This window comes from Pseudomonas sp. (genome assembly GCF_037994325.1).
In the GTDB taxonomy this organism is placed as follows: domain Bacteria; phylum Pseudomonadota; class Gammaproteobacteria; order Pseudomonadales; family Pseudomonadaceae; genus Aquipseudomonas.
On sequence record NZ_JBBNAH010000412.1, the window covers coordinates 1 to 13,739 of the forward strand.

Genomic DNA, 13,739 nt, shown 5'->3' on the forward strand with positions numbered 1-13,739 from the left:
GTGCTTGTCCGGGCCAATGGCGGCAAACGCAGCTTCCTGGGATTTGAGCACCAGCTCATAGATGGCTTTCTGCTCAGGAGAAAACTTGCCGCTGACCGGAAAGGTACGGGTGATATCGCTGGCGTAACAGTCGATTTCGCAACCGGCGTCAATCAACACCAGGTCGCCATCTTTGAGCGGTGCATCGTTTTCCCGGTAGTGCAGGATGCAGGCGTTGCGGCCGGCGGCAACGATGGAGCCATAGGCCGCCATCTTCGCCCCGCCTTTGCGGAACTCGTAATCCAGCTCGGCTTCCAGGTGGTATTCGCTCAAGCCCGCGCGGCTGGCCTGCATAGCGCGGATGTGGGCGCGGGAGGAAATCTGCGCCGCTTCGCGCATCACCTTTACTTCGTTGGCCGACTTGTACAGGCGCATGTCGTGCAGCAAATGGGTGAGGGCAACAAACTCGTTTGGCGGCTGCGCACCTTGGCGCGCTTTGGAGCGGATCACGTTGATCCACTCCATCAGGTGACGGTCGAATTCCTGGTTGGTGCCCATGGCGTAGTACACACGGTCACGGCCCTCGATCAGGCCCGGCAGGATTTCGTCGATATCGCCAATGGGGAATGCATCATCAGCACCGAAGTCTCTGATGGCACCGTCTTGCCCGGCGCGCAGGCCGTCCCAAAGTTCGCGTTCGGGATCACGCTCGCGGCAGAACAACACGTACTCGCCATGCTCACGCCCAGGGATCAGCGCGATCACCGCCTCAGGCTCGGGAAAGCCGCTGAGGTATTGAAAGTCGCTGTCCTGACGGTAAATGTGCTCAACGTCGCGGTTGCGGATGTACACCGGCGCCGCCGGCAGAATGGCGATGCTGTTGGGCTCCATCTGCGCCATCAGCGCCTTGCGCCGACGAGCGTATTCCGACTTGGGGATGCTGATCATGGGCGGACTCGTTTGTTCAAAAAGGGTGGGCCGGGTATCAGTGCAGCGATGGTTTGGGTGCGGCTGGAGCAGCGGGCTTCACGCACTCGGTGAATAGCAGCAGCGGCGCTACGCGCAGGTACTCCATCACTTCCATATAGTCGTTTTCACCGTCTTCGGATTCTTCCAAGGCTTCTTGCACCTGGGCAATCGCGGCGAGGTCCTGCAGCACTTCCATGGCTTCGGCGCTTAGGGCGGCGTCGCGGGCAGTCAGGCCGAAACCGGCGAGAAAGCCTTGGCACCATTGGCCCATGGCAATTGCGCGCTCGGCGAGCGGAGCGTCGTCGTTGGGCAACAGGAGAACAACGGTAATCTCGTCGCCAGTCAGCTCGGCCTTGACCATCTGCTGAAGGCCGATCAGTGCCTGCTTGATGTTCTCTTCGGGCTCGGCAGAAAACAGGTCGGAGGCATCCATCAGCCAGGGCGCGGGTTCGAAGCCGGCACCGGCGCAACTACGGCCCAGCAACAAGCCATGCAACTCAGCGGGCGAAATGGGTTGACCGCTGCTAGCAAGCAGGGTGGCGAAAGCGCTATACGGGGAATTTTGTGTGGGCATTGGCAACTAGGCGCCAGAAGGCGCAATGACTAGAATGGAGGCCTTGTATCCTAGCACCGGCAAGCGCGCCAAGACCATTGGCGGACGTCAACGGGTTTACACCTTCGCCTGTGCCTTCCTATATAGTTTCGCCACTTTAATTCTCTAGCGAGAGCCCATGGAAGACGCCGATCTGCACGCGCTCACCGTCAAGCTGGAACTACTTATTCAACGCGTTGAGCAATTGAAAGCGGACAACCGCGCCTTACGAGCAAGCGAGCAGTCTTGGCGTGAAGAGCGCGCTCATCTGATCGAAAAGAACGAAATGGCCCGGCATAAGGTCGAATCGATGATTTCGCGCCTCAAAGCCCTGGAGCAGGACTAATGACCTCGAACACCGTTACCGTTCACATCCTTGATAAAGACTATTGCATCGCCTGCCCGGCAGACGAACGCGCCAACCTGGAAAGCGCCGCGCGCTACCTCGACGGCAAAATGCGTGAGATCAGAAGCGGCGGCAAAGTGATTGGCGCCGACCGTGTGGCGGTAATGGCCGCCCTCAACATTACCCACGACTTGTTGCACAAACAGCAGCGCCTGGATCAGGACGTCAGCTCCACCCGCGCCCATGTGCGTGACTTGCTTGATCGTGTCGATACAGCCCTGGCCACCGATCAGGACAGCAGCCATAGCTGATTGCAGAGCGGTTTATTCGGGTATACTGGCCGCCGCTCCCTGGTGTGTGCGCCAGTTGGTGATGTCCCTGAGCCGATACGCACAAACCCGGGGGTTGCAAGTTGGAGCCGGTGTGCATGTCCGCCTGACGGAAAGCCTTAACGCTCCCTGCAACCTCCACCTTGAACTTTCGGGTTCAAGGGCTAAGCCGACAGCGGCACCCCGGGGGGTCTTAATTGCTTACTCATTGCCCACGCCAGTGGGCAATGTTGTTTTCGGGGATGGCACACCATGCTGAGCGCTGCCGATCTTTCCCGCCCTCAACTGCGTCGTCTGCTGCGTAAAGCCCGTCGCGCGTTAAGCGCCAGCCAAAGACGCCAAGCCAGCCTCAACCTTTATAAGCAACTTGCCCAGCATCCGGCGTTTCGCCGTGCGCGGCATATTTCCTTGTACCTGCCGGTGGATGGTGAGATCGACCCAGGCGTGTTGCTGCGTGCTGCACAACGGCGCGGCAAGGCCACTTACTTGCCCGTTCTTAGTGCCTGGCCACGGACCAAAATGGTCTTTCAGCAGGTACGCCCTGGCGAGCGGATGAAGCCCAATCGCTTCCGCATTGCCGAGCCTACGGCCAATAGCAAACGCCAACGCAACGTCTGGGCGCTGGATCTGGTGCTGCTGCCATTGGTAGGTTTCGACGAGGATGGTGGACGCCTGGGCATGGGCGGCGGTTTCTATGACCGCAGTCTGGCGTACTTGAAACGGCGCCAAAATTGGCACAAACCGACGCTATTGGGCCTAGCCCATGAATGTCAGAAAGTGGATAAATTGCCCTTGGCGAGCTGGGATGTGCGGCTGCACGCGACGGTAACGGACAAGCGTTGGTATCTGGGCGATAGCGAAGAGAGTTGACCGTGGCACCGCGTTCCCTGCGGTATCCACTGGTAGAGCTGACAGCCTTAGGGCTGCTGCGACACGGTGACGGGAGCCTCGCCTTGACGGTCCCACAGGCTCTGGGTGTAACCGGTGGTGACGACACCAAGCCCAAACAAAATAACTAAAATCCACAACAAATCTGGCTTACGTTTCTTCATTGTTTGCCTCCCCCTTCCAGGCAAATTTGGCAAAACCACCTGCGACGATTTTTTGTTTTTGGACTGTTCGGGCGGCGTAAATTCAACACTGCGGCATTCTCTAGCAAGGTGCCTACCAGTGCAATTCTGAGGCCCACCGACTGTCGTCTAAATGGGAAAAAGACCCCAGCAAGACACAACCCCACGAGCGAAGAGCAAAGTTCATGCCTCACTGGTTAATGAAGTCCGAACCCGAAGAATTATCCATTCACGACCTACAGCGCCTCGGCCGTGCGCGTTGGGATGGCGTGCGCAATTACCAGGCGCGCAATTTTGTCCGCAGCATGGCCGTCGGCGATCTGTTCTTCTTTTATCACTCCAGTTGCCCGGAGCCCGGCATCGCCGGAATAGGCCGGATTATTGCTTCGGCCTATCCAGACCCAACGGCCCTCGATCCCCACAGCCATTACTTCGATGCCAAAGCCAGCGCCGAGAAAAACCCGTGGAGCGCGCTGGATGTTGAGTTTGTCGAGGCGTTTGCCAAGGTCATTGCCCTTGGCCAACTGCGCGACGTAATGGGTTTAAGCGAACTACCCTTGGTTAAAAAAGGCAGCCGGCTTTCGGTGATGCCAGTCAGTGCTAGCGAATGGGCGGTAATCAACGCTCTGCATTAAGCAACACGGACACTGTGCATGAGAGCAGACAGCTTGCCCGACACCACGCCGTTACCCGTCGCCCGCCCGGCTTGGCGCGCTCGTCTGGCCTTAGTGCTGCTGGCGTTGGTGCTGCTCGCCGCCAGCCTGGTGCTGTGGCAAAAGCTGGTGACCATTGAGCGCGCCCACGCCAACGAACGGGTAGCCGCTCAGGCACGTTTGCTCACCCGCCAGCTTGAGGGCAGCCTTAACGCGCAAGCGCAAGATCTCTATCGCCTGGCTGAACTGTGGAACCACCACGGGCGCCTGAGCCGCGAAGAATGGGAGCTTGAGGCGCAGTTTTCGCTACAACATTTTCGCGGCTACCAAGCCATTCAATGGGCCGACTCGGACCTGCGCCTGCGCTGGATTCTGCCCATGGTTGGCAACGAGGCGGCGCTAAACTTCCAGCTCACCGCCGCCCACCCCAACTACTTGTTAGCCCTCCAGGCCAAAACTCAGGGCAAAGCAGTATTCTCTAACAGCTTCGAACTGGTGCAGGGCGGTCGCGGCTTTGCTCTGTATACGCCGTTGTATGTGTTGGATGGGCATGGTCAGCGGACCTTCGATGGTTTTATTCAAGGCATCTTTCGCGTCGAGCCACTGATGGACGAACTGCTGGACACCGTCGACAGCACTGATTTCAACGTGCGTCTGCTGGAGTTCGGCAAACCGTTGTACAGCCGCGAACAGGCCGACTTCAGCGCCGGTCTGCAGCAAGAACTGCCGCTGCATTTACTCAATAACCGCAATTTCACCTTGCAGCTCAACCCCACGCGCCAGCTCGCGCAGCAGCTCTCCAGCCCGCTGCCGACGGTGGTGCTGGGCGCGGCGTTAACCACGACGTTGCTGTTGTTTGCGGCGTTATGGCTGGCGCTGGAAAACGCGCGGCGGGCTGATGCGCAGCGCACCGCCAATGAGCGCTTGAGCGAAGAAGTGAATAACCGCGAGCTAATCGAACAGGTGCTGCGTGACAGCCGCGAGCGCTTGCAGTTGGTGGTCGACCTTACCGATTCCAGCCGTGACGGGCTGTTTATCATCGACCCCAAGACCCGCAATATCCTGCATATGAACAAGGCCACCTACAGCAGCCTGGGTTACAGCGCCGACGAGTTTCGCCAGCAGTTACAGGAGCAACCGGAAAGCCTGCTGCTGGGCTTCCACGCCTGGGTGGAACTGGTACGCCAGGCGCAGAACGACAACCAGGGGAAAATCTTTCAGCGCGAAATGCGCCGGCGCAATGGCAGCATTCAGCCGGCCGAAATCAGCGCGCAACTGGTACAGGTCAACGGTCATGAATATTTGATCGGCGTGTCGCGCGACAACAACGAACGCCTGCAACTCGAAGCGCAGCTCCAGCACCTGTCGCAGCGCGACGGCCTTACCGGTTTGTACAACCGACGTTTCTTCGATCACCAACTGCACAGCGAGTGGCGGCGCCTGCAACGCATTGGCGCGCCGATGAGCTTGCTGATGCTCGATGTCGACCACTTCAAGGCCTACAACGACCAGCTCGGCCACTTGGCGGGCGATGATGCACTACGCAAAGTGGCGGCCGCGCTGCAAAGCTGCTTGTTGCGTGATGGTGATGCGGTGTGCCGCTATGGCGGCGAGGAGTTCGCCGTGATTCTGGCCAACACCGACCTGGAAGGCGCCGAGGTCATTGCCGTGCGCGTTCACCAAGCGTTGGCCGAGTTACATCTGCCGCATCCGGGCAGCCCGCTCTCGCGCTTGAGTGCGAGCATCGGCTTAAGCACGGTATTGCCCAATCGCGACAGCCACCCCGATAGCCTAGTGGCCCATAGCGATCAGGCGCTGTACCAAGCCAAGCATCAAGGTCGCAACTGCACCTGCGTGTGGCGCACGAGCTAAGCGTGGTGGGTTACTGCACGATCAAGTTGTTGAACAGTAAGTCTTCCACCAGGGGCTTGCCCTCTTCCTGATTGAGCACGTCCTGCACCTGCTTTAACGCTTCCTGGCGCAGCTTTTCCTTGGACTCGACGTTGCCCATCGACTCATCGGTTTGCTGCGAGAACAACATGACCAGCTGATTGCGGATCAGCGGCTCATGGTGCTCAACCTTGGCTTCGGCCTCACTGCCGGTCACCTGCAAGGCGATATCGGCCTTGAACACTTTCAGGCGCGGGCCAGTGCCGTAGTTACCGACGATGGCAGGCACCAGGCTGATATAGGCCACGGTTGGGGTTTTGCCTTCCTTTTCGCCTTCGCCGCCCCCTTCTTCATTGGCAACGGCCGCGAACGGCAGAGAGAGGGCCATCAACAGAACAAACCAAGCTTTCACAGTGCGCATCCTCGACTGGGTATGTGCCCTAGCATAGCGATAGCCCGGCGCTTATACACCTTTATCAGGCCAAGCCATGCTCGTTGACCCTCGCGGCCACACACCTACACTGCCAAGCCATAACTCTGCGAGGAACACTCCAATGAAAGCCGTGTTGTGCAAAGCCTTCGGCCCTGCCGAAACCCTGGTGCTGGAAGAAGTCGCCAGCCCAGAACCGAAAAAGAACGAAGTGCTGCTCGACGTCCACGCTGCCGGCGTGAACTTCCCGGACACGCTGATCATTGAAGGTAAATACCAGTTCAAGCCGCCATTCCCGTTTTCCCCAGGTGGTGAGGCCGCGGGCGTAGTCGCCGCTGTGGGCGAGAAAGTCACCCATGTAAAACCGGGTGACCGCGTTATGGCCCTGACCGGCTGGGGTAGCTTTGCCGAGCAGGTGGCCGTTGCCGGTTACAGCGTGATGCCAATTCCCGCCGGCATGGACTTCGCCAGCGCTGCCGCCTTCGGCATGACCTACGGCACCTCCATCCACGCCCTGAAACAACGCGCCAACCTGCAACCGGGCGAAACCTTGTTGGTACTCGGCGCCTCCGGTGGTGTCGGCCTGGCCGCCGTGGAAATCGGTAAAGCCATGGGCGCCCGCGTAATCGCCGCCGCCAGCAGCGCAGAAAAACTCGAAGTAGCTAAAGCCGCGGGCGCCGATGAGTTGATCAACTACAGCGAAGGTGGCCTGAAGGACAAACTCAAAGAACTCACCGGCGGCCAAGGCGTGGACGTGATCTACGATCCGGTTGGCGGCGACCTGTTTGAGGAGGCCTTCCGCTCCATCGCCTGGAACGGTCGTTTCCTAGTGGTGGGTTTCGCCAGCGGCACCATCCCCTCGCTGCCTGCCAACCTGACCCTGCTAAAGGGCGCATCGTTGGTAGGCGTGTTCTGGGGTGCCTTTGCCCAGCGCCAACCGCAAGACAACGCCGCCAACTTTGAGCAGCTGTTTACGTGGTTCGCTGAAGGCAAGGTCAAACCGCTGGTATCGCAGACCTTCCCGCTGACCGATGCGGCCGGGGCGATCAATGCTTTGGGCCAGCGCAAGGCTGTGGGCAAGGTTGTGGTGCAGGTGCGTTAAGCGCTCGCCACGGAACAACAAAAAACCGCCCGAGGGCGGTTTTTTTACGAGCGCGGCGCGTAGGCGAACACGTCGGCGCGCATTTGATGGGCATCCATGCCGGCGTCTACCAAGGCATCAAGGGTGGCGTAGACCATCATCGGCGAGCCACTTGCATAGACATGCAGCGGTTTGAGATCGGCGAAGTCTTCGCGCACCGCCTCATGCAGCAAGCCGCAGCGCCCTTGCCAACCACATACATCGCTGACCACCTGGTGCAACGTCAGGTTTTTCATCTGCTGCCAATCCGCCCAATGGGGCAATTGGTAGAAATCTTCGGGCCGCCGTGCGCCCCAATAGAGGTGCACCGGGTGTTCGAAACCCGTCGCGCGGCAATGCTCAATCAAGCTGTGCATCTGCGCCATACCCGTACCGGCAGCAATCAGAATCAACGGCCCATCGGGCAACTCAGCCAAGTGCGCATCGCCAAAGGGCATCTGCACTTCCACCAAGGGTTCGCGACGAAGCTGAGCGAGCAGGTTAAGCCCGCTGTCTTCACGGCCGAGAATATGCAGCTCCAGCTCGCGCCCTTGCGATGGCGCCGAGGCCAGGGAGAAGGCAGATTTCTCACCATCGTCGCGGGAGACCAGTACGTACTGCCCGGCGTGATATCGCGGCGGTTTGCCCGCCGGCGCCCGCAGGCTGACACGCCAGACATCACCACCTACCTCCGTCACCGCCACCACCTGGCAACGCAGCGTGCGCTGCGGCAGTTCGCCTGGGGCCAACACGCCATCCCAATGCAGCACGCAGTCTTGCAGCGGCTCAGCCAGGCAAGTGAATAACTCGCCGTGGTCACGCACCTCACCGCTCTGTTGCACCGAGCCTTCCACCAGCAAGGCTGCGCAGATATGGCAGTTGCCGTTGCGGCAGGCTTGCGGGCAGTCGTAACCCAACCGGCGCGCGGCATCAAGAATGCGCTCGCCAGGGTTTACTTCAAGCACCGCGCCGGAGGGCTGCAGGGTTACGTTCATCACTCTATTCCAAGGTCCTTCCACATCGCGTCAACGCGCTGGGTAACGGCGTCGTCTTTGACAATCACGCGGCCCCATTCGCGGCTGGTTTCGCCAGGCCATTTGTGCGTGGCGTCCAAGCCCATTTTCGAGCCAAGGCCGGAGACGGGCGAGGCGAAGTCCAGGTAGTCGATTGGCGTGTTGTCGATCAGCACCGTGTCGCGCTTGGGGTCCATGCGCGTGGTGATGGCCCAGATCACATCGTTCCAGTCCCGCGCATTAATGTCGTCGTCGGTGACGATAACGAATTTGGTGTACATAAACTGGCGCAAAAACGACCACACACCGAGCATTACGCGCTTGGCGTGGCCCGGATACTGTTTCTTCATGGTCACGACGGCCATGCGGTACGAGCAACCTTCGGGCGGCAGGTAGAAGTCAGTGATTTCCGGAAACTGCTTTTGCAGAATCGGCACAAACACTTCGTTCAGCGCCACGCCAAGAATCGCCGGCTCATCGGGCGGCCGACCGGTGTAGGTGCTGTGGTAAATCGGTTTTTGCCGCCGGGTAATGCGTTCGACGGTAAACACTGGAAAAGAGTCCACCTCGTTGTAGTAACCGGTGTGATCGCCATAAGGGCCTTCGTCAGCCATCTCGCCCGGATGAATCACGCCTTCCAGCACAATTTCGGCACTGGCTGGCACCTGCAGCTCACTGCCACGGCATTTGATCAACTCGGTGCGGTTGCCGCGCAGCAGGCCGGCGAAGGCGTACTCGGAGAGGCTATCGGGAACGGGTGTTACGGCGCCAAGAATGGTCGCCGGGTCTGCGCCTAAGGCCACCGCTACCGGGAAAGGTTGGCCGGGGTGTTTGTCGCGCCATTCTTTAAAATCCAGCGCGCCGCCACGGTGGCTCAGCCAGCGCATGATCACCTTGTTGCGGCCAATCACCTGCTGACGGTAAATGCCGAGGTTCTGGCGGTCTTTGTTCGGCCCTTTGGTCACCGTCAGGCCCCAGGTAATCAGCGGTGCAACATCGCCCGGCCAGCAGGTTTGCACCGGCAGTTTGCTGAGGTCGACGTCATCACCCTCTTCGATCACTTCCTGGCACGGCGCGTCTTTGACCACCTTTGGCGCCATGGAAATAATCTTTTTGAAAATCGGCAGTTTCGACCAGGCGTCTTTCAAGCCTTTGGGTGGCTCAGGCTCTTTTAGAAAGGCCAGCAGCTTGCCAATTTCGCGCAGCTCGCTGACCGCTTCTGCGCCCATACCCAAGGCCACACGTTCAGGCGTGCCGAACAGGTTGCCAAGCACAGGCATATCAAAGCCGGTGGGGTTTTCGAACAGCAGGGCCGGGCCTTTGCGGCGCAGGGTGCGGTCGCAGATTTCGGTCATTTCCAGCACAGGCGACACGGGGTGGCTGATGCGTTTCAGCTCGCCGCGTTGCTCCAGGCCACGAATAAAGTCGCGCAGATCGCGATACTGCATGCTTGAGCCTCGTGTAGGCGCACAGGGAAGGCACGCAGTTTAGCGTGCCGGCCCACTCGGTGGGGTATTGCGCACAAGGCATTAGCGCCAATGCGCAGGTAGCAAAAAGCCGGGTTTCCCCGGCTTTTGCCTGTTCTTCGCGATGTTACTTGCGCTTCATCGACTGGAAGAACTCGTCGTTGGTTTTGGTCGCTTTCAGGCGGTCGAGCAAGAACTCGATAGCGGCGATCTCGTCCATCGGGTGGAGCAATTTACGCAGAATCCACATGCGTTGCAGCTCGTCTTCGGCCGTCAGCAACTCTTCGCGGCGGGTGCCGGAGCGGTTGATGTTGATGGCTGGGAACACACGCTTCTCGGCAATGCGACGGTCCAGGGGCAATTCCATGTTGCCGGTCCCCTTGAACTCTTCGTAGATCACTTCGTCCATCTTCGAACCGGTTTCAACCAGCGCGGTGGCGATAATGGTCAGCGAGCCGCCCTCTTCGATGTTACGCGCGGCGCCAAAGAAGCGTTTTGGCTTCTCCAGGGCATGGGCGTCAACACCACCGGTGAGCACCTTGCCGGAGCTTGGAATCACGGTGTTGTAGGCACGGGCCAGACGGGTGATGGAGTCGAGCAGAATAACCACGTCCTTCTTGTGCTCGACCAGGCGCTTGGCCTTTTCGATCACCATTTCGGCAACCTGCACGTGGCGGGTTGGCGGCTCGTCGAAGGTGGAAGCGACCACTTCGCCGCGCACGGTGCGCTGCATTTCGGTTACTTCTTCCGGGCGCTCGTCGATCAGCAGAACGATCAGGTGGCACTCAGGGTTGTTGCGGGTGATGTTGGCCGCGATGTTCTGCAGCATGATCGTTTTACCGGCCTTTGGCGGCGCTACGATCAGACCACGTTGCCCCTTGCCGATTGGCGCGCAGAGGTCAATCACCCGGCCGGTCAAATCTTCAGTGGAACCGTTACCGGCTTCCATCACCAGACGCTTGGTGGGGAACAGCGGCGTCAGGTTTTCAAACAAGATTTTGTTCTTGGCGTTCTCTGGACGGTCGAAGTTAATCGTGTCGACCTTGAGCAGAGCGAAGTAACGCTCGCCTTCTTTAGGCGGGCGAATCTTGCCAACAATGGTGTCGCCAGTGCGCAAGTTGAAGCGGCGGATCTGGCTTGGGGAAACATAGATGTCGTCCGGGCCGGCCAGGTACGAGGCATCGGCGGAACGAAGGAAGCCGAAGCCGTCCTGGAGGATCTCCAGCACGCCATCACCGGAGATTTCCTCACCGCTTTTCGCGTGCTTTTTCAACAGAGAGAAAATCACGTCCTGCTTGCGAGAGCGGGCCATATTTTCTATGCCCATCTGCTCGGCTAGTTCCAGCAGGTCGGTAATCGGCTTTTGCTTGAGTTCAGTCAGATTCATATAGGAATGACGTAATCGTGAAGGAGGGGGAAATAAGCGCTTAGCTTATGAGGCCGGGCTGCGGAGAACGCAGCAAGATCGCCTGCTTGTTTATCGATGGGTATCGAGTAGGAATGCGTCGGCGACGGCTTACGATGAGCAACGGAGGAACCGATGCGAGGCCGAATGTACCATCGGCTTTGCGGAGCGTCTAGTCTTCGCGCAATGAAAAAGCCCCGCATAGGACGGGGCTTTCAGGCGAAACGGAGAAATTCCTTACGACTTAGATGTTGCTGTCGAGGAATGCTGCCAGTTGCGACTTGGACAGTGCGCCAACTTTGGTGGCTTCGACGGCGCCGTTCTTGAACAGCATCAGAGTCGGGATACCACGCACGTTGTACTTCGGTGGGGTGTCCTGGTTTTCGTCGATGTTCAGCTTGCAGACTTTCAGTTTGCCTTGGTAGGTCTGGGCGATTTCGTCCAGAACCGGGGCGATCATTTTGCAAGGACCGCACCACTCAGCCCAGTAATCGACCAGCACCGGGCCATCAGCCTGGAGCACATCCTGATCAAAGCTGGCGTCGCTGACGTGGGTGATGAATTCGCTCATGGAAACTCTCCAGGGTCGCAAGTGTGTAAAGTGGCGGCCATCATAGCCCGGCTTGGCCAACACCGAAAGCGCCTGCCGATTGAGCTTCGCTATGATGGTGTGCGTAAACACTGATCAGGCATTGAACTAAAAACCGCAGCAACGGCTCCGTTTCTCTGAGCCTGGCGTCTGACACCGGTCATAATTACGACGCACCGAGCGGGCATACTGCGCGGCCGAACCTTGTCACCGCCGGACCTGCGGCTATAAAGAACCACTCCAGCATCGACATCCAGCCGCCCTTAGCCGGGGCCCTGCGCAAGCGCCTCAACATGGCAGCAAGCGCCTGATCATGGCAGGATGTCGCGCTACAGCTCTGAGACCTGCACACCATGCCGCAAAGCCCTGCGAAGAATTTTTCCATGATCGCCGCCATCGACCTCGGCTCGAACAGCTTCCATATTGTTCTGGCCAAAGCCGACCACGGCGAGATCCGCATTCTGGAGCGCATGGGCGAAAAGGTGCAGTTGGCTGCTGGCATTGATGAACAACGCGAGCTCAATGAGGAAGCCATGCAGCGCGGCCTCGATTGCCTGCGCCGCTTTGCCCAACTGACCAACAGCCTGCCGCCAGGCGCTGTTCGGGTAGTCGGTACCAACGCCTTGCGTGAAGCGCGTAACCGTTCGGTGTTTATCCGCCGCGCCGAAGAAATTCTCGGCCACCCGGTGGAAGTGATTTCCGGGCGTGAAGAAGCAAGGCTGATTTACCTCGGCGTGTCCCACACCCTGGCCGACACCCCCGGCAAACGCCTGGTTGCCGATATCGGCGGCGGCAGTACCGAGTTCATCATCGGTCAGCGTTTTGAACCGCTGCTGCGCGAAAGCCTGCAGATGGGCTGCGTGAGCTTTACCCAACGTTATTTCCGCGACGGCAAAATCACCCCCGCCCGCTATGCCCAGGCCTACACCGCTGCGCGCCTGGAATTGATGGGCATCGAACATGCGCTGCGCCGCCTGGGCTGGGATGAAGCCGTTGGCGCCTCAGGCACCATTCGCGCCGTTGGCCTGGCCATTAAGGCTGGCGGCCATGGCAACGGCGAAGTGACGGCCGAGGGTTTGGCCTGGCTCAAGCGTCGCGTGTTGAAACTGGGCGAGGTCGACAAGCTCGATATGGACGGCATCAAACCCGACCGTCGCGCTATTTTCCCTGCCGGCTTGGCAATTCTGGAAGCCATCTTCGATGCCATGGACTTGCACACCATGGCCCATTCCGAAGGCGCCCTGCGTGAAGGCGTGCTGTACGACCTGCTCGGCCGCCATCACCACGAAGACGTCCGTGAACGCACCCTGAGTGCGTTGATGGAGCGCTACCACGTCGACCTGGAGCAGGCACAACGGGTCGAGGCCAAAGCCCTGGAAGCGCTGGATGACGTGGCTGAATCGTGGGGCCTGGATGATGAATGGCACCGCGAGCTATTGAGCTGGGCCAGTAAGGTGCATGAAGTGGGCTTGGACATCGCCCACTACTCGTACCACAAGCACGGCGCCTACTTGGTCGAGCACTCGGACCTGGGCGGCTTCTCGCGCCAGGACCAACAGATGCTCGCCCTGCTGGTACGTGGCCATCGACGCAATATTCCCAAAGACAAGTTTGCCGAGTTCGGCGATGTCGGCATCAAGCTGATGCGCCTGTGCGTGCTGCTGCGTTTCGCCATCTTGTTCCACCATATTCGTGGCACCCAAGAAATGCCCAAGGTGAAACTGCGCGCCAGTGATGACACCCTGGACCTGGTATTCCCCGAAGGCTGGCTGGCCGCCAACCCGCTGACCCAGGCGGACTTTGAGGCGGAGGCCGAGTGGCTCAAACGCATCGGACTGACGCTTAGCGTGGCGTAAATCGCAGCCAGCAAAAAGCCGCTCAATTGAGC

General features: G+C 59.4%; 15 protein-coding genes and 1 other RNA gene. 8 read left to right on the forward strand and 8 right to left on the reverse strand.

Features of this window, described 5'->3' with window-relative positions; translation table 11 throughout:
• The coding region (locus tag AAAB16_RS14000; RefSeq protein ID WP_340663863.1) for an aminopeptidase P N-terminal domain-containing protein at positions 1-927 on the reverse strand (927 nt) is incomplete at its 3' end.
• 37 nt (positions 928-964) lie between these two features.
• Positions 965-1,522 (reverse strand): YecA family protein, encoded by a 558-nt coding sequence (locus AAAB16_RS14005; RefSeq protein ID WP_340663864.1) that lies wholly within the window; start codon positions 1,520-1,522, stop codon positions 965-967.
• Positions 1,523-1,679: 157 nt separating this feature from the next.
• On the opposite strand from AAAB16_RS14005, the gene AAAB16_RS14010 reads away from it, so the two are divergent.
• From AAAB16_RS14010 to AAAB16_RS14025, 4 genes are all read left to right on the forward strand, one after another.
• Positions 1,680-1,886 (forward strand): TIGR02449 family protein, encoded by a 207-nt coding sequence (locus tag AAAB16_RS14010; protein ID WP_110615759.1) that lies wholly within the window; start codon positions 1,680-1,682, stop codon positions 1,884-1,886.
• Positions 1,886-2,197 carry a cell division protein ZapA gene (locus tag AAAB16_RS14015; RefSeq protein WP_110615760.1) on the forward strand — a complete coding sequence of 104 codons (312 nt, stop codon included), beginning with the start codon at positions 1,886-1,888 and terminating at the stop codon, positions 2,195-2,197. The genes AAAB16_RS14010 and AAAB16_RS14015 overlap by 1 nt, the downstream gene beginning before the upstream one ends.
• A 33-nt stretch (positions 2,198-2,230) precedes the next feature.
• Positions 2,231-2,409, forward strand: a non-coding RNA gene (gene ssrS / locus AAAB16_RS14020) — 6S RNA.
• Positions 2,410-2,467: 58 nt separating this feature from the next.
• The gene (locus tag AAAB16_RS14025; RefSeq protein WP_340663865.1) at positions 2,468-3,085 is read left to right on the forward strand and encodes a 5-formyltetrahydrofolate cyclo-ligase; all 618 of its coding nucleotides are present in this window, start codon (positions 2,468-2,470) and stop codon (positions 3,083-3,085) included.
• A gap of 47 nt (positions 3,086-3,132) precedes the next feature.
• Here the strand turns inward: AAAB16_RS14025 and AAAB16_RS14030 are convergent, their stop codons facing one another.
• Positions 3,133-3,267 carry a hypothetical protein gene (locus tag AAAB16_RS14030; RefSeq protein ID WP_110615762.1) on the reverse strand — a complete coding sequence of 45 codons (135 nt, stop codon included), beginning with the start codon at positions 3,265-3,267 and terminating at the stop codon, positions 3,133-3,135.
• Positions 3,268-3,470: 203 nt separating this feature from the next.
• Here AAAB16_RS14030 and AAAB16_RS14035 point away from each other — a divergent pair, with 203 nt between their 5' ends.
• Positions 3,471-3,920, forward strand: coding sequence for an EVE domain-containing protein (locus tag AAAB16_RS14035; protein WP_340663866.1), 450 nt, complete (start codon positions 3,471-3,473; stop codon positions 3,918-3,920).
• 18 nt (positions 3,921-3,938) lie between these two features.
• Positions 3,939-5,810: a diguanylate cyclase gene (locus tag AAAB16_RS14040; RefSeq protein ID WP_340663867.1), complete on the forward strand. Its 1,872-nt coding sequence runs from the start codon at positions 3,939-3,941 to the stop codon at positions 5,808-5,810.
• 10 nt (positions 5,811-5,820) lie between these two features.
• On the opposite strand, the gene AAAB16_RS14045 is transcribed toward AAAB16_RS14040, so the two are convergent.
• Complete coding sequence (locus tag AAAB16_RS14045) at positions 5,821-6,249, reverse strand: flagellar basal body-associated protein FliL (RefSeq protein WP_340663868.1); 429 nt, start codon at positions 6,247-6,249, stop codon at positions 5,821-5,823.
• Positions 6,250-6,382: 133 nt separating this feature from the next.
• On the opposite strand from AAAB16_RS14045, the gene AAAB16_RS14050 reads away from it, so the two are divergent.
• Entirely contained in the window at positions 6,383-7,360 is a 978-nt protein-coding gene (locus AAAB16_RS14050; protein WP_340663869.1) for an NADPH:quinone oxidoreductase family protein, read from the forward strand.
• Between the two features lie 44 nt (positions 7,361-7,404).
• Here the strand turns inward: AAAB16_RS14050 and AAAB16_RS14055 are convergent, their stop codons facing one another.
• The 4 genes from AAAB16_RS14055 to trxA all read right to left on the reverse strand — a co-directional run bounded on the left by AAAB16_RS14055 (position 7,405) and on the right by trxA (position 11,833).
• Entirely contained in the window at positions 7,405-8,373 is a 969-nt protein-coding gene (locus AAAB16_RS14055; RefSeq protein ID WP_340663870.1) for a CDP-6-deoxy-delta-3,4-glucoseen reductase, read from the reverse strand.
• Positions 8,373-9,839 (reverse strand): 4-hydroxy-3-polyprenylbenzoate decarboxylase, encoded by a 1,467-nt coding sequence (ubiD, locus tag AAAB16_RS14060; protein WP_340663871.1) that lies wholly within the window; start codon positions 9,837-9,839, stop codon positions 8,373-8,375. The genes AAAB16_RS14055 and ubiD overlap by 1 nt, the downstream gene beginning before the upstream one ends.
• 145 nt (positions 9,840-9,984) lie before the next feature.
• Positions 9,985-11,244, reverse strand: a complete 1,260-nt coding sequence (rho, locus tag AAAB16_RS14065) for a transcription termination factor Rho (protein WP_110615768.1) — start codon at positions 11,242-11,244, stop codon at positions 9,985-9,987.
• A 262-nt stretch (positions 11,245-11,506) separates the two neighbouring features.
• Positions 11,507-11,833 (reverse strand): thioredoxin TrxA, encoded by a 327-nt coding sequence (gene trxA, locus AAAB16_RS14070; protein ID WP_108097951.1) that lies wholly within the window; start codon positions 11,831-11,833, stop codon positions 11,507-11,509.
• Between the two features lie 371 nt (positions 11,834-12,204).
• On the opposite strand from trxA, the gene ppx reads away from it, so the two are divergent.
• The gene (gene ppx, locus AAAB16_RS14075) at positions 12,205-13,707 is read left to right on the forward strand and encodes an exopolyphosphatase (RefSeq protein WP_340663872.1); all 1,503 of its coding nucleotides are present in this window, start codon (positions 12,205-12,207) and stop codon (positions 13,705-13,707) included.
• Positions 13,708-13,739 lie beyond the last annotated feature (32 nt).